Consider the following 21,021-nt stretch of genomic DNA (forward strand, 5'->3'; position numbering starts at 1 on the left):
ATCTACCCACAGTCACGCAGGCGAATCGGTTAACGATCTACAGATGTAGTACCGGTCACCCGGGAAAGACTCGACAGATTCGCCACGCTGACCGGCCTTTCCGTCACACCGGCCAACGCCCGGCAGGTCATCGACCATTTCAGCGGTCTGCGCCGGTGGCGGCTGATCACCCTCGCCGCTGCCGTTCCACTGGCCCTGCTCACCGAAGACCCGTTCTATCTGGTCGTGGGCTGGTGCGCCGTTTCCATCCTCCACGGCGTACGGTCGCCGGCCCCGATACCGCGCGACCCCGGCGACACCGCTCTCCATCGGAGGGCGTGGTTGCTCGGTTCGGCCACCGCCGCGGTGGCGGGCCTCCACCTGCTGACGAGCCGAGACGTCACACCGGCGCTTCTGGCCCATGCCGTCATCATGGTCGTCGTGACGGCGGCCGTGCCGCTCGCCGCCCGGAGGACGAGCGCCGGGCCGGCGCCCGAGGAGCCGGACGAAGCGGTCCAGGCCGGACGGGCCCTCGGCCGCTGGTCGGCCCGGAGCCTCCACCTCGCAGGAACCGCGATCGTGCTGTCGGGAGTGGTCCTCACCCCGTGGCGACCGCCGCTTCCGGAACCGCCGGAATACGCGCCGCCCAGGCCGCTCGCGAACGAGACGGCGACCTTCACGACGGTGCGCGGCTACAAGGAGCCCACCTGCGCGTGGTCCGGCCACCTGGATGCCCCCTGCCGGTCATGGAGGGTGAACGGGACGCCGTTCCCTCAGGCGGCGCCGTACGTCATCAGGCCGGGCGGGGCGCCCCGGCTCGCGCCGTTCGTGCGCAGCCCTGACAAGAAGGCCGTCGTCTACCTGGGCAGGGGTGATCGTCGCATGACGTACCAGGACGCCCGGGGCATCCACCGCCTGACCGGCGGCCTGGCCGACACCGCGGTGCCCGCGCCCGCGTTCCTCGGTCGGAACAGGTACGTCGCCCTGGCCGAGGACGACACGCAGATCATCGACACCAGGACCTGGGCCTCGACGTCGATCCCCGGCGCCCGGCGGGTCCACGATCTCAACGGGAGCGGAATCGTGGTCACCACGGCGTCCCAGGTGCTCGTGGCCGACCTGCGGGGGAGAACCCGGATGAGCCTGCCCCTCAGGAAGGAGGTCAAGGACTCCCCCGAGGACACGTACCACCTCCGCCCGGACGGACGCCGCCTCGTGGTCATCCGGGGTCGCGAGGGACGTTTCGAGACCTTCGACGTGGCGACCGGGCGGCGCCTGCGCGGTGTCGTTCCCACCTTCCCCGGTGACGACTTCCTCGACATCGGTCTCGGCTGGTCGGAGCAGGGCTCCTTCCTGGTGCGCGGCGCCCTGAGCGAGCGCGTCTACCACCTCGACCTGTCGACGGGGAAGCTCTGGAGACGCGACCACTGAACACGGGCGCTCCCGGTGGACGCGTCCGGCCGGTCAACCGTGGGAGATCGGCTCTCCCGGTGACGCGGGGCCGGACGGCGCGCGTGTGGTGGTGGCGGCCAGGTGGCGCAGCCTCTCCTCCGACGCGGAGCCGGGTTCGGCGGCGAACAGGTCCATCCCCTGCAGCTCGGGATCGCCGGGGAGGCCGACGATCTCGGCGGACAGCCGAAGCTCTCCCACGAGCGGATGGTCGAGGACGTAGTCGCGGTGCGTCGCGACGGCCACGTGGTGCTCGTGCCACAGGCGGCCGAACTCGGGGCTCCGCCGGCAGATCGCGTCGACGTGCTCCATGACCCGCGGGTTCGTGGGATACCGCGCGGCCAGGACACGCAGCTGGGCCACGTGCTCGCGGGCGAGCCGCGGCCAGCCCTCACCGTGCATGCGCCGGATGTCCTCGTCCAGGAAGATCAGATGGGCGATGGTCCTGTGTTCCTCGGGGAGCGCGGCGAAGTCGGCGAAGACGGCGGCGGCGAGCCTGTTCCAGGCGATGACGTCGGCGTGCCGTCCGAGGACGAAGGCGGGCGTGAGGACCATGGAGTCCAGCAGCCGCTGCAGCCCCGGCCGGAGCGGGACCCGCGGGACGTCTCGGCACCGATGCGCGGGGTGGGCCAGCGCGTGCAGGTATCCCCGCTCGTCCCCGGTGAGCCGCAGCGCGTCGGCGATGGCGTCCAGCACCTCGGTCGAGACGTTCCGGCTGCGGCCCTGCTCCAGCCGGGTGTAGTGGGTGACGCTCACCCCGGCGAGCATCGCCAGCTCCTCCCGGCGCAGCCCGGGCACCCGCCGCGTGCCGCCGCTCCGGTACGGCAGGCCGGTGTCCTCCGGGCGCAGCCGCGCCCTGCGGGACTTGAGGAACTCGCTCAGCTCGGCACCACGATCCACGATCACCCAGCCTAGGCAAAATTTGACCAGCCAGAGCACGGACCTGGCTGGCGGCCGGGGCCCCGAGCAGGCTGTCCGGCATGCGACCTGTGATCCCTCTTGTCCTCCTCGGCCTGGGCAGCATGACCACCGCCCTGGACTTCACCATCGTCTACGTCGCACTGCCGCAGATCGCGCGTGACGTGGGGTTCTCCCCCTACGCGCTGCAGTGGGTGGTCAGCGCCTACGCGGTGCCCTTCGGAGGCTTCCTGCTGCTGGGCGGCCGCCTGTCCGACCTGCTCGGCAGGCGGCGCATGTTCGTCCTCGGCCTGCTGCTGTACGGCGTCGCCTCGCTCCTCGGCGGCCTGGCCACCGCCCCGGCCCTCCTGGTCGGCGCGCGGGCGCTGCAGGGACTCGGCGGCGCGGTGCTGATGCCGGCGACCCTGTCGCTGGTCGTCACCATGTTCGACGAGGGGCCGGCCCGCAACCGGGCGATGACCGTGTGGGCGGTATGCGGCGCCAGTGGGCTCAGCCTCGGCGCGCTGCTCGGCGGCGTGCTGACCGGCGCGTTCGGCTGGGAGGCGGTCTTCTTCGTCAACCTGCCGCTGACCGCGGCCGGCGCCGCCGCGGCGTTCGCCGTCCTGACACCGGACGGCCCGCGGCGGGCGGGCGGGTTCGATCTGCCCGGCGCGCTCACCGGCACCGCGGGCGTCACGGCGCTCGTGTTCGCCATCGCGCGCGGCGCGGAGCCGGGCCCGCTCTCCCCCGAGGTCCTGGCGTCCCTCGCCGCCGCCGTGGTGCTGCTCACCGCGTTCTTCGTGATCGAGGCGCGCAGCCGCAACCCGCTGATGCCCCCGCGGCTGCTGGCCAACCGGCACACGAGCGCCGCCGCCGGGGCCATCCTGGTCTACGGCCTGACCCTGCAGTGCGTGCCGTACTTCCTCACCCTGCACTTCCAGGACGTGCTCGGCTACGACGCCCTGCGGTCGGGCCTGGCCTTCCTCGGGCCGACCCTGGGGATCACGGCGGGCAACCTGGCCGCCGAGCGGCTGATCCCGCGCGTCGGGACGCGCGGCACGCTGGTCCTCAGCGTGCTCGTGGGCGCGGCGGGCACGGCGGTGCTGGCGTCGAGCCTGTCCGCCGACGGCTCCTATCTAGGCCTGCTGGCCGGGCTCGCCGGTTTCGGCCTGGGGTCGGGGTTGTCGTTCAACACCATGTTCATCGTGGCCTCGACCGGCGTGGCCCCGCACGAGCAGGGCGCGGTCTCCGGCCTCTCCTCCACCGTCCTGCAGGCGGGCGGCAGCGCGGGCCTGGCCGTACTGGTGGCCGTGGCCGGCCGTGACACCGCCGGCCTGACCGGGCACGCGCTGCGCGCCGCCACCGCCGACGGGTTGCGATCCGCCCTCTTCACCGCCGCGGCCCTCGCGCTGATCGGCGTGGTGGCCGCGCTGGCGATCCCCCGGACCGCCGCCCGGGAGGCGGATCACCGCGTGCCGTCCCTGTAGTCCTCGTCGCTGATACAGCCTCGGCCTATGTCCAGACGCGGGTCTCGTTGACCTGCTCTTTTTCCCGCAGGGCTTCGGACAGGTCGACTCCGGCACGGTTGGCGATCGCCGCGACGTAGATGAGGACGTCCGCGAGCTCGGCGCCAACGCTTCCCGTCAGGCTGGTGGGGTCGATCGACAGGGAGGTGTGCTTGCGCACGGCCTTGCACACCTCTCCGGTCTCCTCGCTGAGCTTCAGACACTGCTCGATGATCGTGCTGTCGGAGAAGCCGCGTTCCTTCTCCATCTCCACGACATACCGCTGGAGCGTCTCCAGCGACGGAGAATGCGTACTGGGAAGAGGCTGCATGGTGATCCCGGATGTGACGGGTGAGAACGCCGCCACGCTAGCAGCACCGCCTGTAGCCCCTCACGAAAACCAGGCTTCCGCATGCCGCGAAGCGCGCCTCAGCCCGGGACGCGGTGAAGACCGGACCGCAGGATGGCGGCCGCGGCGACTGCGACGCGGGCCTCGGTGTGGCCGGCGTTGACGATGCCGCGCAAAGCGTCACGCTCCCGGAAGCGCAGCGTGGCGGCGAGCTCCATCAGGGGACCGGTGCCGGTTCGGCGTAGACCAATTCGGCGATCCGGCGGGCCGCGCCGGCCAGGTCGGAAGCGGGGGCGTTCTCAACAGGGATGCCCGGTTCGGGGCTCCAGTAGACGACCTCGCCGTTGTAGCCGGTCCACACGGTCAGTGCCTCGCCGATGAGCAGGTGGGGCCGGCTGTCCTCCCGGATGAGCCGGGGGAAGATCTCGTGGTCGGTGAGCCTGGTGCGCAACCGCTGAAGGGTGGCGGTGGCCAGGCCCCATCGGGTGATCTGCTGGAGCCGGTCGCTCGCGGGGGTGCCGGGTGTCGGAATCATGCTGGTGCGGGTCCTCTCGTGCGGTGAGAGCGGATGAGGGAGATGAGCGGCCCCGGGGTCTTCCGGCGGGGAACGCCGGTGATCGTCTCGGGGCCGCCTCCGGCGGGCGTCGGGCGGCCGGGCCGTGTCGGGGGCGTGGGCCACGGCCGGTACAGAGCCCCGCCAGAGCTGGAAGTCGAGAGCCGTCGGCCGGACGGGGCCGGACGAGTCGGACAGGTGTTGAGCGGGGTGGACGGGGTCGTCCGGGTCAGACGGGTGCGGCTCCGGCGGGCTTCGTGAGCGTGTCCAGATACTCCCGTTGACGGCGCAGGCTCGAGTTCCGGCCGAACAGCTTCGCCAGGAGGCCGGCGGCCCCCTCGGGGTCGGTCGAGGGGTGGCGGACCATGCCGCCGCCGTCGAACCAGCGGAATGCGTCCGGGACGCTCCAGACGAGCAGGCCCGGTGCGAGGCTCAGCGTGTAGTGGCCGCCGGACGTTCTCATGACGTCACCGTCCGGCGTCGCCACGCCGTGGCCGTGCAGGGCCTGGCGAAGCAGCCGCATCGCGTCGGCGGGGGTGGCGGAGGCGTGTGGCGGCTCGGGGAGGCCGTGGAGGCCGCGCCGTTCATCCGCTCGGTAACGGGTCATGTACCGATGGTGATGGCGCGGGAGATGGACCACCAGGGACGCGATGTCCCGCCCTCTCACTCGCCCGCCGGAGGAGGAGGACGCCCTGCCCCACCCGCCTTGAGGCGAGCGGGACGCGGGTCTACCGGGTCAGGTGGAGGGAGCGCACCAGCGACCGGACGGAGGGCGACGGGCGCGTCTCCTGCTCCCGGATCTCGGCCACCAGGGAACGGGCGACGCCTTGGTGACGGAACCACACCGGCGACAGCGCGTGCGCCTCCTGGAGTCGTTCGACGGCCGCCTGCCGGTGCCGGGCGTCCAGGTGTGCCTGGGCGACATCGATGAGATGACGACCGTAGGAGATGCCTGAAAGATCGCCGGGCCGGACGCGGCCGGCCGCGTTCAGTGCCTTGTCCGCCTCCTTCCGTACGGCGTAGGCGTGCGTGGCCTGCATCGCCACCGTTGCCGGGCCGAACGCGGTGTTGTAGACCGGTGTCCGCCGACCGAGCCGTTCGGCACCCGCGGAGGCCAGCGCGATGTAGTCCGCGACCTCCCGGCCGGCCGCCGCCGCCGGGGCCAGGGCGGTCATCAGCAGGTTGCCCCACGCGGCCACGTGAGCGGCCGGAGCGGAGAACGACGGCTCGATCCGGGCCGCCATACCGGCGGCGAGCTCCTCGGCTTCCCTGGTTCGGCCCTGGTGCAGCAGCACCCATGAGTACGTGGCGTGCAGGGTCATCCACAGCAGCTCGTCATCGCCGCCGTGTGCGACGGTGATGGCCCGCTCCGCGCCGATCGCCGCCAGGTCGTCCCGTCCGAGGTGCACCATCACGCTGGCCGCCAGGTCATAGGCCATGGCCAGCGGATACACCGCCGCCGCGCCGTACGCCGCGTGGGACAGCCGCGCCTCGGCGATCAGTCCGGGAAGCCGGGCGATCAGGGCGGGGAAGTCACCGGCCCAGTAACGGCGGCAGGCGTCGTCCACCGCGGCCCGCACGTCCGCCACCGGCGTGGGCTCCCCGTCGTGGCCGTCGTCCGCCCCGGGCAGCAGGGACGCCGACAGCAGGGCGTCCCGCAGCTTCAGGACGCTGGCGCCGTCGCGTTCGCCGCCCATGCGGTCGCGTTTGCCGGTCAGCGCCGACAGGTCCACGTCCAGCGCGTTCGCCAACCGCATCAAGGTGGTCAGCCGCGCCGACTCCCGGCGGCCCTGCTCCAGCTTCGCGACGATGTCCCTGCTGACCCCGGCCCGTTCGGCGAGCTCCTCCTGCGTCCAGGAACGGTCGCCACGGATCTTCCTGAGCCGGTCTCCGATGGTGCAACCGTCGTCCATGGGCTCCGCCTCTCCCTGGTGATGTCGCGTTTCCAGGCTAAGCCGCGGACCCGCTCATTGACAGGCGTTCCCGGGTGGAAGAGCCTGCTCATCGCCATGCCGTCGGGACCACCGGGCGTCGGCCTCCAGCACGGCCTCCGCCCCGGTGGAGCGAGGCCGGGGCGGAGGCCGTGCGTCGTCACAGTTCGCCGCGACGCCAGGCGTCGGCCTCCAACGCTGCCCCGTCCAGGGCGGGCGGCCGCAGGTGGCCGGCCCACCGGTCGAGCAGCCGCGCGAACTCCTCGGCGACCTCGCCGGTGACGGTCTCGTGGACGTGGAACCAGGTGATGAGCGGCGCGGCGAGCGGGTCGCCGGAGTCGCATCCCGCGCACAGCACGACCGGCACGTGGCCGCGCACCGCGGATCCGCGGGCGTTGGTCCAGCCGTGGCCGACCAGCACCGACAGCAGGCCCTCACCGTCGCAGCGCGGGCACACCGGGGGCTCCACGACCGAGACGACCTCGACGGGGCGGCTCACAGGGCGATCGCGTCCGACCCGAACAGCGCCTTGACGTCCCCGGCGAAGGATGGGGCGGCGTCGACCTGGTAGTCCGGCAGCGCCATGACCAGCGTCCGGCCGGTGTGACGGCGCAGCCGCACCTGCACCGGCACCTTGCCCTCGTGCATCTTGAGGATGTTGCGCAGCTCCTCCACCAGTTCGGCGGTGACCCGCTCCTCCCGCAGGAAGATCGTGACGGGCGGCCCGGAGTCGCCCGCGACGATGGAGACGTCGATGATGGTGAGGTCCTGGGCGAAGATCGAGATCGCGCCGTCGCGGTTGTTGACCTGACCCCCCACCGACACCACGGCGTCCTCCCGCAGCATCGGCCCGTACAGCTCGTAGTTCTTGGGGAAGAACAGGCACTCGACGGCGGAGTCCATGTCCTCGACCACGACGATCGCCCAGAGGTTCCCGGCCTTGTTGACGCGCTTGTCGACCTTCGTGATGAGACCGCAGACCCGGACGTCGCCGCGTTCCCGGCCGCTTTCGAGCAGTTCGACGATCGTGGTGTCGCGGTTGCGCGCCAGGAGGCGCTCGGTGCCGGCGAGGGGGTGGTCGGAGACGTACAGGCCGAGCATCTCCCGCTCGAAGTCCAGGCGCGTCTTCTTGTCCCACTCGGTGTCGGGGACGGTGACGGTGAAGACGTTCTCCTCGGTGTCCTCGGTCCCGCCGAACAGGGAGTCCTGGCCGTTGGCCTCGTTCTTCTTGATGTCGATGACGGAGTCGACGGCCTGTTCGTGGGTGAGCAGCAGTCCCTTGCGGGGGTGGTCGAGGGAGTCGAAGGCTCCGGCCTTGATCAGGGACTCGATGACGCGCTTGTTGCAGACCTGCAGCGGCACCTTGCCGAGGAAGTCGTTGAAGTCGGTGTAGTCGTCTTTCTCCTGGCGGGCCTTGATGATGCCCTCGACGACGTTCTCGCCGACGTTGCGGACGGCGCCGAGGCCGAAGCGGACCTTGTCGTCGCCGACCGCGGCGAACGTCAGGTCGGAGTCGTTGACGTCGGGCGGCAGGACCTGGATGCCCATCTTGCGGCATTCGGCGAGGTAGATGGCGGCCTTGTCCTTGTCGTCGCCGACGCTGGTGAGCAGGGCCGCCATGTAGTCGGCGGGGTAGTTGGCCTTGAGGTAGGCCGTCCAGTACGCGACGAGGCCGTAGCCGGCGGTGTGGGACTTGTTGAAGGCGTAGCCGGAGAACGGCAGCATGACGTCCCACAGCGCCTGGATCGCCCCGTCGCTGTAGCCGTTGCCGCGCATGCCCGCCTGGAAGTTGACGAACTCCTTGGCGAGGATCTCGGGCTTCTTCTTGCCCATGGCGCGGCGCAGCAGGTCGGCGCCGCCGAGGGTGTAGCCGGCCAGTTCCCGGGCGACCGCCATGATCTGCTCCTGGTAGACGAGCAGGTGGAAGGTGGATCCGAGGATCGGGTCCAGGGCGTCCTTCAGCTCCGGGTGGATCGGGGTGATCTCCTGACGGCTGTTCTTGCGGTGGGCGTAGTTGGTGTGGGCGTTGGCGGCCATCGGGCCGGGCCGGTACAGCGCGAGGACGGCGGCGATGTCCTCGAACCGGGTGGGCTCCATCAGTTTCAGGAGCTGCCGCATGGGGCCGCCGTCGAGCTGGAAGACTCCCAGGGTGTCGCCGCGGGCCAGCAGCCTGTAGGTGGTCGCGTCGTCGAGGGGGATCTCCTCGGTACGGATCGTCACGCCGCGGTTCTGCTCGATGATCTTGATGGCGTGGTCGATGATGCCGAGGTTGCGCAGGCCCAGGAAGTCCATCTTGATCAGGCCCATGGACTCGCAGGACGGGTAGTCGAAGCCGGTGATGACCACGCCGTCCTTGTCCCGCATGTGCATCGGGATCAGGTCCAGCAGCGGCGCGGACGACAGGATGACCGCGGCGGCGTGCACGCCGGTGCCGCGGATCAGGCCCTCGATGCCGCGGCCGGTGTCGATGACCTTGCGCACGTCGACGTCCGACTCGTACAGGGAGCGGATCTCGCCGCCCTCGATGTAGCGGGGGTGCTCGGGGTCGAACATCTTCGCCAGGGGGACGCCCTTGCCCATGACGTCCGGCGGCATCGCCTTGGTGATCTTGTCGCCCATCGCGAAGGGGTAGCCGAGGATGCGGGAGGCGTCCTTGACGGCGGCCTTGGCCTTGATCGTGCCGAAGGTGTTGACCTGCGCGGTGTACTCGTTGCCGTACTTCCGGGTGACGTAGGACACCATGCGGTCGCGCTGGCGGTCGTCGAAGTCGAGGTCGATGTCGGGCGGGCTGATGCGCTCGGGGTTGAGGAACCGCTCGAACAGCAGGCCGTGCTCCAGCGGGTCCAGCTCGGTGATGCGGGTCGCGTAGGCGACGATCGAGCCGGTCGCCGACCCCCGGCCGGGCCCGACGGCGATGCCGTTGTCCCGGGCGTACTTGCAGATGTCGGCGACGACGAGGAAGTAGGAGGAGAACCCCATGGGGCCGATGACCTTCATCTCGGTCTCGTATCGCTCCCACACCTCGGCGGGGACCGGGTCGCCGTAGCGCATCACCAGGCCCTGCTCGACCTCCTTGCGCAGCCACGACTCCTGCGTCTCCCCCTCGGGCACGTCGGGGTACTGCGGCATCCGGTCGATGTAGCCGAACACCTCGTCGTAGTCGCCGACCATCTCGGCGACCAGCAGCGTGTTGTCGCACGCCTCGGGCAGCTCGGTGAACAGGCTCCGCATCTCGGCGGGGCTCTTGACGTAGTAGCCCGACCCGTTGAACCGGAACCGGTTCGGGTCGTCCTTGTTGCGGCCCACGCCGACGCACAGCAGGCTGTCGTGGGCGTCGGCCTGGTCCTCGGTGACGTAGTGGGAGTCGTTGGTGGCCAGCAGCGGGATGTTCAGCTGCTTCGCCAGGCGCAGCAGGTCCTCGCGGACGTCACGCTCGATGTCCAGGCCGTGGTCCATCAGCTCCAGGAAGTAGTTCTCCCTGCCGAAGATCTCCTGGTAGCCGGCCGCCGCCTCGACGGCCTGGTCGTACTGGCCGAGCCGCAGCCGGGTCTGCACCTCCCCCGAGGGGCAGCCGGTGGTGGCGATGATCCCCTCGGAGTGCCGGGCGACCAGCTCCCGGTCCATGCGGGGCTTGCCGTAGTAGCCCTCGAAGGAGGCCAGGGACGACAGGCGGAACAGGTTGCGCAGGCCCGCGACGTCCTTGGCCCACATGGTCATGTGCGTGTACCGGCCACCGCCGGAGACGTCCTTGCCGCCCTCGCCGTCCGCGACGCCGGTCTCGGCGCGTTTGCCCCAGAACACCGGCTTCTTGAAGGAGCGGGCCGCGGGCGCCACGTAGGCCTCGATGCCGATGATCGGCTTGATGCCCGCCTTCTTGGCCTCGCCCTGGAACTCGTAGGCGCCGAACATGTTGCCGTGGTCACTCATGGCGATGGCGGGCATCTCCAGCCGCGCCACCTCCTCGAACATCCGGCCGATCTTCGCCGCACCGTCGAGCATCGAGTACTCGGTGTGGACATGCAGATGCACGAAAGATTCGGTCACCTGTTCCCCTTTTCTCCAGGCCGGCCGCCGTTTCCCGGCCCCGGAGCCTACGCCTCCAGCCGCCTCATCTCCACCTCCCAGCCCGCCTGCCCCGCCGATGGACACGAGCCGCACCTCCCTCACCGAAGCGGCGCGAGAAAGCCTCACCGAACCACCTCTGACCTGCGATTATTCGCCCGGGTACGGGGTGAGGTCAGCGGGGCGCCCGGCCGGGCGGAGGCCCGGCGCCGCCGGTGACGGCATGACGCGTCACCGCCGTCCGGAGACGCGGCGATAAGCTCTCCGATCAGCGCGGCGTCCGCGCCGGCCGCCTCCCAGGAGCCGCTCTGACGGGCGGAACACGAGCCGGAGGGATCGGCCGCGTCGCGGCGGGAGATTTTCTCCGGGACCGTGTCGATCCGCGGGCCGCTCGTTCGACGTGTGGGTGCGAGGGCCGGGAGGCGGCCCCGCCGGACGAGGAGAACGCGATGTCGAAGTACCTGTTGATCATGAGGGGCACCGACGAGTCGAACGCGGCCATGATGGCCGACATCGACGAGATGATGACCGCGACCCGAGGGTTCATCGAGGAGACGGTCAAGGCCGGCGTCCTCCTCGCGGCGGAGGGGCTGGACGATCCGGGCCAGGGCGTCGTGGTCGACTTCAGCGGTGAGACCCCGGTCGTCACGGACGGGCCGTACGGCGAGACCAAGGAACTGTTCGGGGGCTTCTTCCTGCTCGACGTCGCTTCCAAGCAGGAGGCGGTCGAGTGGGCCAAGCGGGTCCCTGCCGCCCCCGGGTCCAAGATCGAGATCCGGCGGGTGCCCGGTGACGACGAGGTCCCGCAGGCCGCCGGGTGACCGCCGAGGACCGGATCGGGCGCGAGGCGACGGGCCCCGCAGGCCGCCGGGTGACCGCCGAGGACCGGGCCGGGCGCGAGAGCGACGGCCGGATCTGATGGGCATGACCGACGTCGAGGCCGTCTGGCGGATCGAGTCGGCGCGGATCGTCGCCGCGCTGACCCGGTTCACCGGCGATTTCGGGCTGGCCGAGGACGCGGCCCAGGAGGCGGTGGCCGAGGCGCTGGTGTCGTGGCCACTCGATTCGCCGGCGAATCCGGCCGGCTGGCTGATGGCCACGGCCCGGCGGCGGGCGATCGACGCGATCCGCCGCCGGACCGCCCTCCAGGACCGGTACGCCCTGCTGGCGGCCGACTCGGCGGTCGGCCCCGCGGTCGGCTCCGCGGTCGACGAGGTCGTCGATCCCGACAGGATCGACGACGACGTGCTGGCGCTGATGTTCGTCAGCTGCCACCCGGTGCTCTCCCCCGAGTCACGGGTGGCGCTGACCCTGCGCGTGGTCGGCGGCCTGTCCAGCGAGGAGATCGCCCGCGCGTTCCTCGTATCCGTGCCGACCGTGCAGGCCCGCATCACCCGGGGCAAGAAGACGATCGCGGCGGCCGGGGTGCCGTTCGAACCGCCGCCGGCCGCCGAACGCCGGGAGCGGCTGGGCGGCGTGCTCAGCGTCCTCTACGTGATCTTCACCGAGGGGTCGACGGCCACGTCGGGTGACCGGCTGCTGCGCCCCGACCTCGCCTACGAGGCGATCCGGCTGACCCGCACGCTGGCCGCGCTGCAGCCGGACGAGCCGGAGGTGCACGGCCTGCTGGCGTTGTGCGAGCTGACGGCCGCGCGTTTCCCTGCCAGAACCGGCCCGGACGGTTCACCGATCCTGCTCGAGGATCAGGACCGGCGGCGGTGGGATCTCTCGGCGATCCGCCGCGGGCTGGCCGCCCTGGCCAAGGCGTCGGCCCGCGGCCTCGGCCCCTACGGCCTGCAGGCCGCGATCGCCGCCGCCCACGCGTCGGCGCCCTCGGTCGAGGCGACCGACTGGGACCGGATCGTGATCCTCTACGAGGCACTCGGCCGGGTCGCGCCCTCACCGGTCGTCGAGCTCAACCGGGCCGTCGCCGTCGCCATGGCCTCGGGCCCGGCGCAGGCCCTGGCCATCGTGGACGAGCTGATCGCCTCGGACCGGCTCCCCGGTTCGCATCTGCTCCCGACCGTACGCGGTGAGCTGCTGGCCCGGCTCGGACGGCGACCGGAAGCACGCGCCGAGCTGGAACTGGCGGCCCGGCTCTGCGCCAACCGGCGCGAACGCTCGGTGCTGCTGCGCAAGGCCGCCACGCTGGGCTGACCTCTCCGGCTCGGCCGGCCGGGATTCGAGCGCGTCCCGGATGCCGTCGATCGCGTCGGCTCCGACGGCCGCTCAAAGCACCCGCTTGGCTCCCGGCAGCCGCCGCACCAGGTAGGCGAGGCCCCAGCACAGCGGCAGCGCGAGGGCCAGCATTACGGCGAACTTCACGACGGCGATCGCGGGCAGCGGGCGCAGCGCCCATCCGAGGCCGACCAGCACGAGCGGGTGGACGATGTACACGGTGAAGGCGTGGTCCGACAGGAACCTGGCACGTGGCCCCTGCCTGTCGAACCGCTTCTTGAACAGCGCCGTCAGCCCGGCGATCATGCCGATCGCGAAGACCGACTCCCACAGCGCCATCAGCGCCGACGACGGCATCCCGGAGGTCATGAGCGCCGACGGCAGCAGCGTCGCGCTCGACACGCCCGCCGCGACGAAGCCGTACCGTCCCGCCCGCGCGGGCAGCGCCTCGAACCAGCCGCGCCGGAAGGCCACGCAGCCGAGGGTGAACATGGCGGCGTACTGCGGCAGGAAGTCCGGCGTCGGCAGCCCGAGCACCGGAACGTAGCTGCCGGTCGGCACCGGGATCCGCCACAGGAACGTCGCCGCGGCCAGCCCCAGCGCGAACAGCGCGACCCCCCGGAACCGGGGCGGCGCCGTACGGCGGGCGAGCGGCGCTCGCGTGCCCCGCCAGACCGCGTAGGCCACCGCGAAGACGATCAGCACCTCGGCGAACCACATGGGTCCCGGGTCCCAGGAACCGAGGTAGTACTTCCAGTACGGCAGGCCGTCGTGGTCGGCGAACCCGTCGAGGGTGAGCAGCGGGCGCAGCAGCACGGTGAAGACCAGCAGCGGGACGCCGAGCCGTACGAGCCGGTCGCGGAGGAACGAGCCGGCGCCCTTGCGGTCGTAGGAGCCGGGGGTGAAGAAGCCGGAGATGAGGAAGAAGAACCCCATGAAGAACGCCTGGTTGAACGTCACCAGGATGTCGAGCGCGGTCCCGGAGGGGTCCTTGGCGGGCTCGGTGTAGTACCAGAGGGGGATGTGGCCGTAGGTGACGGCGACGTGGTGGGCGACGACCAGCGCGGTCAGGAGGATCCGCAGGTTGTCCACCGCATGGAGCCGGGTGGTCCGGACGGGCGGGGCCGCGGTTCCGGCCCGCGAGGCCGCGTGCCCGGTCTGGAAGGTCGCGGATCCCTGGGAGGTCGCGGGTCCGGCCGGTGAAGCCGTGGGCCCGGTCCGGGGGGTCGGGGGTCGGTTCTTCATCGGGCGCACGCCCTTTCGAGGATGCCGGCCAGCTCGCGCGCGTGCGCGTCCAGGTCATGGCCGGGATGGGCCGTCCAGTAGGCGAACATGTCGTCGACGGCCGCGGAGTGGGTCACGGCCATCACCCGCGTGTCGAACGTCCTGAACTCCCCGGTCTCCTGACCGAGGCGGTAGATGCTCTCCAGCGCGCGGTAGACCTCCTCGTTGGTCCTGACGCCGTAGCGGAGGCCGCCGTCCGCGGTGCGGAGGTTGACGAGGATCTCACCCAGCGCCTTGAGCTGGGCAGGATGGTCGCGCATGTGTTCGGCGGCGGCCAGGACGTGCGTCCTGAGCAGTTCGGTGGCCGACTCCACGCCCTCCATCCGCGCCAGCACGTGCTTGACGACGGCGGCGTAGGTGCGCTCGACCACCTCCTCCATCAGCTCGTCCTTGCCGGCGAAGTGGTAGGAGATCACCCCTTTGCTGACGCCGGCGTGCTTGGCGATGCGGGCCAGTGACGCCTGCGCGAACCCGGCCTCGGCGAGCACCTCCACCGTGGAGGCGACGATCTGGGACCGCCTGGCCTCCTCGATGAACGACCGCGTCTTCTGGCCGCTCGACTCATTTTCTGACCGCATGGCCAAAATTTAACACAACCGGCCAGAAAACGCGCGAACCGCATCGCGCCGCTCCATCCGTGTACGGTTTCTTCCCTGCTCTCGCCGCACCCGCGAGCCGGAGCCCGGCTTCTGTTCTCGCCGTGCCCACGGGCCGGAGCCCGGCTTCTGCTCTCGCCGCACCCGCGGGCCGGAGCCCGGCTTCCGGCCGGAGGAACCCCGTAGATGTCCCTCCCTGAGCGTCAGCCGCCGGGTGTGATGAGGCGCCTGCCCAGCCGCTGCGCCGGAGCCTCCACGAAGCGCCAGGTCAGCGCGCTGAGGCCGAGCAGCGCCGCCACCACGCCGGCCAGCGCCGCCAGCCGCGCCCCCAGCGGTACGGCCGCCGGCTCGGGCCAGAACCACTGGACGCCCTCCAGCAGCAGCGGATGGAGCAGGTAGACCGAGTAACTGACCAGCCCCAGCCAGGTCAGGACGCGGGGCATCCGCCGGTGCCGCAGCGCCATCGCGGCGACGAAGGTGAGCCAGGCGGCGGCCTCGGCCGTCTGGGTGCCGAGGTCGCCGCGCGCCAGCCAGATCCCGGCCGCCGGCACCAGCGCCGCCCAGCCCGCCCGGCTCCAGGGGATCTGGCCCTGCTCGGCCCGGTACAGCGCCGTTCCGGCGAACATGGTGGCCAGGATCAGCAGCCCCTGCCAGGGGCCGGGGTAGCTCTGGTTCACCGCCAGCAGTCCCAGCACGACGGCCCCGACGACGATCGCGCCCGCCCGCCGTACCGTGCCCGTGCCCGTGATGACCGCGGCCAGGCCCGCCGTCACCAGGGCCGCCACCACCAGTGTCACCGTCAGCATCCGGCCGGAGCCGCCGGCCGAGAGCAGCGCGACCGGCAGCGCGCCCGCGCCCGCCACGGCCGCCGCGGTGAGGGCGAGGGCGTACGCGGTGCTCCGCCAGTGCGCGCCGAGGGTGAACATCGCGGTAAGCAGCAGGTAGAACGCCATCTCGTACGACAGCGTCCACAGCACGTTGACCAGGTTCGGCATGGCCAGCAGGTTCTGCAGCATCGTCAGGTGGCCCACCGTCAGGGAGAGCGGTCGCGAGCCCCACCAGACGTGCAGTTCGTCCCAGCCCATCGCGGCCAGCAGCGCCATGCCCGCCGCGCACACCACGAGCGGCGGATACAGCCGGAAGAAGCGGGAGATCCAGAAGGCGCGCACGTCGCCCCGCCGTTCCAGCGACGCCGGCACGATGTAGCCACTGACCAGGAAGAACACGGTCACGCCGTACCATCCGGGCTCGAAGACCGCCTTGACCGGCATCCGCGCCCCGGGCAGCAGGGGCTGGAGCGTGTGCTCGAAGACCACGATCAGGGCGGCGAGGCCGCGGAGGGCGTCGAGCCAGGCCATGCGCCCGGCCTGCCGAGTCGCCGCCGGAACAGTGAGCATCCGACGATGCTAATGATCAATGTCCGAAAAATACGCCGATGTCGCTAAATAACAGATGACGAACACCGACGGTCATCGTGACCATGCATGAACGGGTACGCCGTCATGTCCAGGCGGCCGGCGGGACGACGCGGACGGGCGATGATTCCGAGATCACCCTTTGGAGATCGTCCCCCATGCCCGTGGACCCGCCGTCCCAGCCGTCCGCGGATGACGCCGGGTGCGGGGGCGGGGAGCCCGGACGGTCAGGGCGTCCAGGCCGGGTCCCGGCCGATGACGCCGAGCAGGCGGTCGAACGGCGGGGCGTCGTCCGGGACGGCCACCGGCGGCCCGAAGGCGCCGCGCTGCCTGCCCGTCTCCACCATCCGGTCGGTGAAGTCCAGCGCCCGCGCGACCGTCCCGGGGTCCGGCTCGTACTCCCGGCCGACGGCCCTGGCCAGGTCCCAGCCGTGCACGACCATGTCGACGAGGTACATGTGGGCCAGCACGTCCATCGGCAGGCCCATGCCGGGGCTCATGCCCTCCCACGCCTCCGGCCGCGACCAGGCGGCCAGCGTGCGCTCCGCCCTCTCGGGGAAGTCGCCCGCGTACGGTCCCCGCTCGGTCCTCGGCCCCCCGTGAGCCAGCGACTCGAACATCTCCGCCACCCACTCCAGGTGGTTGATCAACTCCCTGACGTCGAACTTCTCACACGGCGTCGGCAGCCCGAGCTGCTCGGGCCCCACCTCGCGCACCAGTCCCGCGGTCCGTTCGGTGGCACGCCTCATCAACGGCATCATGTCGTCCATGACAGCCAGCGTGCCCCATTCGCCCGAGGCGCGGCTTGTAGAAACGCGACAGCGCGGCTGGGTCGACCCGTACGCGGGACTCGACGCCTTCGACTACGTCCGGCGGGCGCCGTCACCCGGGCTCGCGGCGTACGTCGAGCACTTCTGGGTCGTCACGTGGACCGATCTCGCCGAGCCGTACGAGCAGCGCATCGTCTCCCACCCCACCGTGAACATGACGATCACCGATGACTTCCACCGGATCGCGGGGGTGATCAGGGGCGGGTTCTCCTACACGATGCGGGGCGGCGGCCGCGTGCTCGGCACGCGTTTCCGCCCCGGCGGCTTCCGGCCGTTCCTCGACGGCCCGGTGTCCCGGCTGACCGACCGCTTCCCCGGGATCGGCGAGATGTACGGCGCGGCGGGCGAGACCCTGGTCCGGCGCGTCCTGACCGAGCCGGACATCCCGGCCGCCGTCGCCCTCGTCGATGACTTCCTGCTGGGGCTGGGACCCCGCCGGGATCCGGTGGCCGAGGAGGTCGCGGCGCTGGTGGCGATGGCGGAGAGCGACGTGTCCATGACCCGGGTCGACGCGCTGGCGGCCAGGGCCGGGCGGTCGGTGCGCTCACTGCAGCGGCTGTTCCGCGACTACGTCGGCGTCGGCCCCAAGTGGGTGATCCGCCGCTTCCGGCTGCACGAGGCCGCGGAGCGGGTCTACCGGGGCCTCGACCTGGCGACGCTGGCCGCCGAGCTCGGATACGCCGACCAGGCCCACCTGACCCGCGACTTCACCGCGGCGGTCGGCATGTCACCCGCGGCCTACGCCCGGCTCGGCGGCACGGGTCAGCCGGCGTCCGGGACGTAGGTCAGGTTGAGCACGCCGGACCGGAACGTCTCGGACTCGACCAGTTTCAGCCTGTGGGTCGGGGTGTCCTCGAACAGCCGCTGACCGTGGCCGACGGCGACCGGGTGGACGAGCAGTTTCAGCTCGTCGAGCAGCCCGTTGGCCAGCAGCCACCGCACGGTCGTCGCGGAGCCGGACATCTGGATGGTGCCGTCGGTCCGCTCCTTGATCTCGCGCAGCCCGGCCGCGACGTCACCGGAGACGACGGTGGTGTTGTTCCAGTCCGCCTCCCGCAGGGTGTTCGACACGACGTACTTGCGGGTGCCGTTGATGAACTTGGCGAAGTCCTCGTCCTGGTCCGTCGTCGTCCAGTACGCCGACCACTCCTCGTACAGTTTGCCGCCCATCAGGAACGCCGTCGCCTCCTGCATGCCCGCCCCGATCGCCGCGCCCATCTGGTCGTCGAAGTACGGAGTGTGCCACTGGTCGGGCGACTCGATCACGCCGTCCAGCGAGATGAAGAAGTTGGAAACGATCTTGGCCATTGCGCTGTTCCCTCGTCGTCAGGGGCACGGGGAGTGGCCTCGCGTCCGCGGACCGGGGCGGCCGGCCCTCCCTCCTCGCCGGCGTCGGCGGCGGAATCGTCCTCCGCCGTGACCGTGGCTGTGAAGAGGAGATTAGACGGGCGCGGGGCTCACATCTTGTACAGAAGCGACAGCGGCTCCGACAGGCTCCGGGCGCTCAACCGCGTGGCGGTCCGCCCGATGTAGCGGGACAGCGACCGCGCCAGGTGCGGCTGGTCGAAATATCCGAGCCGGTGGATGACGTCGTGCACCGGCACGCCCTCCCGGAGCAGGACCGCCGCCCGGCGGGCGCGGTCGATCTGCCGCACGGCGCCGGGGGTGAGCCCGGTCGCCGCCGCGAAGCGCCGCTGTACGGTCCGCTCGGACACGTCCGGCGGGGCGCCGCGGAACACCGCGGCGACGATCGGGTCACGGACCAGGACGCCCTCTCGCACCATCCGCCGCACGAATGCCTCGGCGTCGTCGTAGCCCGGAACATGCCAGGTGGAACCCTTCAGCCAGAAGGATCCGGGGGTCGCGTCCGGGATCTCCACGGAACCGCCGACGAGCCGGCCGGCCGGGAGGTGCGGCATCGAGGTCCCGAGCGAGAAGCTGATCCCGAAGAACGTGGCCTCCTCGGGCACGGGGGCCGGGCACGCCCGGGGCTCCGGTCCCTGGACGGCCGCGCTGAACCGGCCGCGGTGCTCCCAGAAGACCAGGTCCCAGTGTGCGGTCGCGACCGAGGTCATCGTGTCGACGCCGTGGCTGGTGCTCCGCCACACCCGATCGATGTACGGCGAGTCGGACGGCCGGTCCTCGATCTCCAACCCCATCCGAGCCGTTTCCCCACCCTGTCGACGCCGACGCGGCCGAGCATGAGTGTGGCACGGGACCCGCCGGCTCGCCATGCCGTCCGGTGGGCCGGAGGGCGCGGCGAGCCGGCGAGGGGCCGGTCGGAGGACGTGTCAGAAGGTGGTGCAGGGGGCTCCGTTGAGGGTGAACGCGGTGGCCTTGCCGGCGTCGCCGGTGTGGGTGGCCTGGAAGCCGATCTCGGTGGAGGCTCCGGGCGCCAGGAAGCCGTTGTAGCCGGCACTCCTCGCCGTGACCTGGCCGCTGGCGGGGCTGTAGGTGGCGTTCCAGCCGCCGGTGATGGTCTGCCCGCCGGGGAGGGTGAAGGCCAGGGACCAGCCGTTGACCGCCGCCGTTCCGGTGTTGGTGACGGTGAGGTTCTCGGTCAGCCCGTTGTTCCACGCGTTGACGGTGGCGCTGACCCGGCAGGCGCCGGGGGGCGGCGGCGTGTCACCGGGCGTCGGGGTCACCGTGGGAGTCGCCGTCGGGGTGGCTGTCGGGGTCGCCGTCGGAGTCACCGTCGGGGTGGGTGAGGACGTGGGTGTGGTGCCGTCGAGACCGAGGAAGGAGATGGAGTAGGCGAGCTGGCCGTTCATCGGCAGGACGTGGCCGACGCCGCTGATGCTGATGCCTTCTATGGTGGCCTGGGTCGTGGTGTTCCCGTAGCGGGTGCGGGTCCAGGATGACTGCGGGTGGTCGGTGAAGGCGGGGGTCTGGGACAGGCCGTGGAGGTTGGTCCACTGCTTGATCTCTTCACCGAAGTTGGGGTAGGCCAGCGTGGTGTCCGTGGTGCCGTGCCACAGCTGCATCCTCGGGTAACGGCCGGTGTAGCCGGGGTACATCGCCCGCGCCTGGTCGCCCCACTGCTGGGCGGTCTTGATGAGGTTGCCGCCGGAGCACTGGCTGTTCCACAGCGAGCCGTTGGTGGTGGCGAAGCATCCGGCCGGGACGCCGGAGAAGGCCGCGCCGGCGGAGAAGACGTCGGGGTACTCGGCGGCCAGGACGTTGGTCATCATCGCGCCGGAGGAGAAGCCGCTGACGACGATCCGGGCGGGGTCGACGTTGTAGCGCTGGCGGGCGTAGGCGACCATCGACATGATGCCGGTGGAATCGCTGCCGCCGTCGCGGCGCAGCGCGGCGGGGGTGGACACGTCGAAGCACTTCTCGCTGCGGGTGGCCTCGGGCAGCACGATGATGTAGCCGTAGCGGTCGGCGGCGGTGACGTAGTCGTGCCCGTTCCCATTGAAGATCGCCGAGGCCGTGCCGGTGCAGTAGTGCACCAGCACCAGCAGCGCCGGCCGGGGCGCGACCCGGTCGGGCACGTAGAGGTACATGTTCAGGTTGGTCGGGTTGTTGCCGAAACCGGTCACCCGGGTGAGTGACGCCGCGGCCACCGGCCTGGTAGCCATGAACATGCCGGCGATCAACAGGGGCAGGGCGACGACCGCCAGTACGGCCCTGAATGTTCGTGTCACGCCAAGTCCTCTCTTCGTCAGATGGGTGGAGAGGGTGGTGGTGGGCGGAGCAAATACGACGCGGGGAAGCGCGTCAAGGGCCCGCGGCCCGTCGTACCGGTGTGCGCGGCGGCCGGACAGGGCTCATCTCGCGTTATCGGGGAAGCCGCGCCCGGCCGAGACGGACGCGGCGCTGAAAATTTCACCCGCGGCGTCCCGGAGGGCATGAGCCATCGCCGTACCGTCCGGCAGAGAACCGCGGCGAAACCCCAGGAGAAGAGCCGGACATCGGAACACGCGTGAAGCTGAGACCCAGAATGCGTTCCGAAAGTTTCAAGAAGGTGTTGACAAGTTTCAAGCGCGT

The 21,021-nt window shown here is 71.2% G+C and carries 19 protein-coding genes and 1 pseudogene; 5 read left to right on the plus strand and 15 right to left on the minus strand.

The window, feature by feature from the left end:
* The first annotated feature begins 321 nt into the window (after positions 1-321).
* Positions 322-1,410, plus strand: coding sequence for a hypothetical protein (locus AB0D67_RS33915; protein WP_362945072.1), 1,089 nt, complete (start codon positions 322-324; stop codon positions 1,408-1,410).
* Between the two features lie 33 nt (positions 1,411-1,443).
* Here the strand turns inward: AB0D67_RS33915 and AB0D67_RS33920 are convergent, their stop codons facing one another.
* Positions 1,444-2,328, minus strand: coding sequence for a helix-turn-helix transcriptional regulator (locus tag AB0D67_RS33920; RefSeq protein WP_362945074.1), 885 nt, complete (start codon positions 2,326-2,328; stop codon positions 1,444-1,446).
* A gap of 80 nt (positions 2,329-2,408) precedes the next feature.
* Between AB0D67_RS33920 and AB0D67_RS33925 the strand changes: the two genes are divergently transcribed.
* Complete coding sequence (locus tag AB0D67_RS33925; RefSeq protein WP_362945076.1) at positions 2,409-3,812, plus strand: MFS transporter; 1,404 nt, start codon at positions 2,409-2,411, stop codon at positions 3,810-3,812.
* A gap of 25 nt (positions 3,813-3,837) precedes the next feature.
* Here the strand turns inward: AB0D67_RS33925 and AB0D67_RS33930 are convergent, their stop codons facing one another.
* From AB0D67_RS33930 to dnaE, 7 genes are all read right to left on the minus strand, one after another.
* Positions 3,838-4,161: a MazG nucleotide pyrophosphohydrolase domain-containing protein gene (locus tag AB0D67_RS33930; RefSeq protein WP_362945078.1), complete on the minus strand. Its 324-nt coding sequence runs from the start codon at positions 4,159-4,161 to the stop codon at positions 3,838-3,840.
* Positions 4,162-4,259: 98 nt separating this feature from the next.
* The gene (locus AB0D67_RS33935) at positions 4,260-4,397 is read right to left on the minus strand and encodes a hypothetical protein (protein WP_362945080.1); all 138 of its coding nucleotides are present in this window, start codon (positions 4,395-4,397) and stop codon (positions 4,260-4,262) included.
* Positions 4,397-4,714: a hypothetical protein gene (locus AB0D67_RS33940; protein WP_362945082.1), complete on the minus strand. Its 318-nt coding sequence runs from the start codon at positions 4,712-4,714 to the stop codon at positions 4,397-4,399. The genes AB0D67_RS33935 and AB0D67_RS33940 overlap by 1 nt, the downstream gene beginning before the upstream one ends.
* Before the next feature lie 247 nt (positions 4,715-4,961).
* On the minus strand, positions 4,962-5,339 hold the full coding sequence (locus tag AB0D67_RS33945) for a hypothetical protein (RefSeq protein WP_362945084.1): 378 nt from the start codon (positions 5,337-5,339) through the stop codon (positions 4,962-4,964).
* A 121-nt stretch (positions 5,340-5,460) separates the two neighbouring features.
* Complete coding sequence (locus AB0D67_RS33950; protein WP_362945086.1) at positions 5,461-6,645, minus strand: helix-turn-helix transcriptional regulator; 1,185 nt, start codon at positions 6,643-6,645, stop codon at positions 5,461-5,463.
* Between the two features lie 178 nt (positions 6,646-6,823).
* A complete protein-coding gene (locus AB0D67_RS33955; RefSeq protein ID WP_362945088.1) occupies positions 6,824-7,162 on the minus strand; it encodes a DUF6300 family protein in 339 nt (112 codons plus the stop codon).
* Positions 7,159-10,707, minus strand: a complete 3,549-nt coding sequence (dnaE, locus tag AB0D67_RS33960; RefSeq protein WP_362945090.1) for a DNA polymerase III subunit alpha — start codon at positions 10,705-10,707, stop codon at positions 7,159-7,161. Before dnaE ends, AB0D67_RS33955 begins: the two co-directional genes overlap by 4 nt.
* A gap of 467 nt (positions 10,708-11,174) precedes the next feature.
* Here dnaE and AB0D67_RS33965 point away from each other — a divergent pair.
* Positions 11,175-11,644, plus strand: a pseudogene (locus tag AB0D67_RS33965) (YciI family protein).
* Positions 11,644-12,882, plus strand: coding sequence for a DUF6596 domain-containing protein (locus AB0D67_RS33970; protein ID WP_362945092.1), 1,239 nt, complete (start codon positions 11,644-11,646; stop codon positions 12,880-12,882). The pseudogene AB0D67_RS33965 and the gene AB0D67_RS33970 overlap by 1 nt, the downstream one beginning before the upstream one ends.
* Before the next feature lie 72 nt (positions 12,883-12,954).
* On the opposite strand, the gene AB0D67_RS33975 is transcribed toward AB0D67_RS33970, so the two are convergent.
* From AB0D67_RS33975 to AB0D67_RS33990, 4 genes are all read right to left on the minus strand, one after another.
* Positions 12,955-13,995, minus strand: a complete 1,041-nt coding sequence (locus tag AB0D67_RS33975; RefSeq protein WP_362945094.1) for an acyltransferase family protein — start codon at positions 13,993-13,995, stop codon at positions 12,955-12,957.
* A gap of 149 nt (positions 13,996-14,144) precedes the next feature.
* Positions 14,145-14,765 carry a helix-turn-helix domain-containing protein gene (locus AB0D67_RS33980; protein ID WP_362945096.1) on the minus strand — a complete coding sequence of 207 codons (621 nt, stop codon included), beginning with the start codon at positions 14,763-14,765 and terminating at the stop codon, positions 14,145-14,147.
* 221 nt (positions 14,766-14,986) lie between these two features.
* Positions 14,987-16,180, minus strand: a complete 1,194-nt coding sequence (locus AB0D67_RS33985; RefSeq protein WP_362945098.1) for an acyltransferase — start codon at positions 16,178-16,180, stop codon at positions 14,987-14,989.
* A 245-nt stretch (positions 16,181-16,425) separates the two neighbouring features.
* The gene (locus AB0D67_RS33990) at positions 16,426-16,947 is read right to left on the minus strand and encodes a TIGR03086 family metal-binding protein (RefSeq protein ID WP_362945100.1); all 522 of its coding nucleotides are present in this window, start codon (positions 16,945-16,947) and stop codon (positions 16,426-16,428) included.
* A gap of 19 nt (positions 16,948-16,966) precedes the next feature.
* Here AB0D67_RS33990 and AB0D67_RS33995 point away from each other — a divergent pair, with 19 nt between their 5' ends.
* Entirely contained in the window at positions 16,967-17,812 is an 846-nt protein-coding gene (locus tag AB0D67_RS33995) for a helix-turn-helix domain-containing protein (RefSeq protein ID WP_362945102.1), read from the plus strand.
* On the opposite strand, the gene AB0D67_RS34000 is transcribed toward AB0D67_RS33995, so the two are convergent.
* The 3 genes from AB0D67_RS34000 to AB0D67_RS34010 form a co-directional block, all read right to left on the minus strand.
* On the minus strand, positions 17,791-18,336 hold the full coding sequence (locus tag AB0D67_RS34000; RefSeq protein ID WP_362945104.1) for a dihydrofolate reductase family protein: 546 nt from the start codon (positions 18,334-18,336) through the stop codon (positions 17,791-17,793). The genes AB0D67_RS33995 and AB0D67_RS34000 overlap by 22 nt on opposite strands.
* Positions 18,337-18,485: 149 nt before the next feature.
* Complete coding sequence (locus AB0D67_RS34005) at positions 18,486-19,187, minus strand: helix-turn-helix domain-containing protein (RefSeq protein ID WP_362945106.1); 702 nt, start codon at positions 19,185-19,187, stop codon at positions 18,486-18,488.
* 132 nt (positions 19,188-19,319) lie between these two features.
* On the minus strand, positions 19,320-20,678 hold the full coding sequence (locus tag AB0D67_RS34010; protein ID WP_362945108.1) for a PHB depolymerase family esterase: 1,359 nt from the start codon (positions 20,676-20,678) through the stop codon (positions 19,320-19,322).
* Between the last annotated feature and the right edge of the window lie 343 nt (positions 20,679-21,021).

The organism is Streptosporangium sp. NPDC048047, assembly GCF_040653115.1.
GTDB lineage: Bacteria > Actinomycetota > Actinomycetes > Streptosporangiales > Streptosporangiaceae > Streptosporangium.

Excerpts from the sequence above, each read along its gene's own strand:
- AB0D67_RS33925 (WP_362945076.1), top strand. The coding sequence starts at position 2,409 with ATGCGACCTGTGATCCCTCTTGTCCTCCTCGGCCTGGGCAGCATGACC.
- AB0D67_RS33930 (WP_362945078.1), bottom strand. The coding sequence starts at position 4,161 with ATGCAGCCTCTTCCCAGTACGCATTCTCCGTCGCTGGAGACGCTCCAG.
- AB0D67_RS33935 (WP_362945080.1), bottom strand. The coding sequence starts at position 4,397 with ATGGAGCTCGCCGCCACGCTGCGCTTCCGGGAGCGTGACGCTTTGCGC.
- AB0D67_RS33940 (WP_362945082.1), bottom strand. The coding sequence starts at position 4,714 with ATGATTCCGACACCCGGCACCCCCGCGAGCGACCGGCTCCAGCAGATC.
- AB0D67_RS33945 (WP_362945084.1), bottom strand. The coding sequence starts at position 5,339 with ATGACCCGTTACCGAGCGGATGAACGGCGCGGCCTCCACGGCCTCCCC.
- AB0D67_RS33950 (WP_362945086.1), bottom strand. The coding sequence starts at position 6,645 with ATGGACGACGGTTGCACCATCGGAGACCGGCTCAGGAAGATCCGTGGC.
- AB0D67_RS33970 (WP_362945092.1), top strand. The coding sequence starts at position 11,644 with ATGGGCATGACCGACGTCGAGGCCGTCTGGCGGATCGAGTCGGCGCGG.
- AB0D67_RS33980 (WP_362945096.1), bottom strand. The coding sequence starts at position 14,765 with ATGCGGTCAGAAAATGAGTCGAGCGGCCAGAAGACGCGGTCGTTCATC.
- AB0D67_RS33985 (WP_362945098.1), bottom strand. The coding sequence starts at position 16,180 with ATGCTCACTGTTCCGGCGGCGACTCGGCAGGCCGGGCGCATGGCCTGG.
- AB0D67_RS33990 (WP_362945100.1), bottom strand. The coding sequence starts at position 16,947 with ATGAGGCGTGCCACCGAACGGACCGCGGGACTGGTGCGCGAGGTGGGG.
- AB0D67_RS33995 (WP_362945102.1), top strand. The coding sequence starts at position 16,967 with ATGACAGCCAGCGTGCCCCATTCGCCCGAGGCGCGGCTTGTAGAAACG.
- AB0D67_RS34000 (WP_362945104.1), bottom strand. The coding sequence starts at position 18,336 with ATGGCCAAGATCGTTTCCAACTTCTTCATCTCGCTGGACGGCGTGATC.
- AB0D67_RS34005 (WP_362945106.1), bottom strand. The coding sequence starts at position 19,187 with ATGGGGTTGGAGATCGAGGACCGGCCGTCCGACTCGCCGTACATCGAT.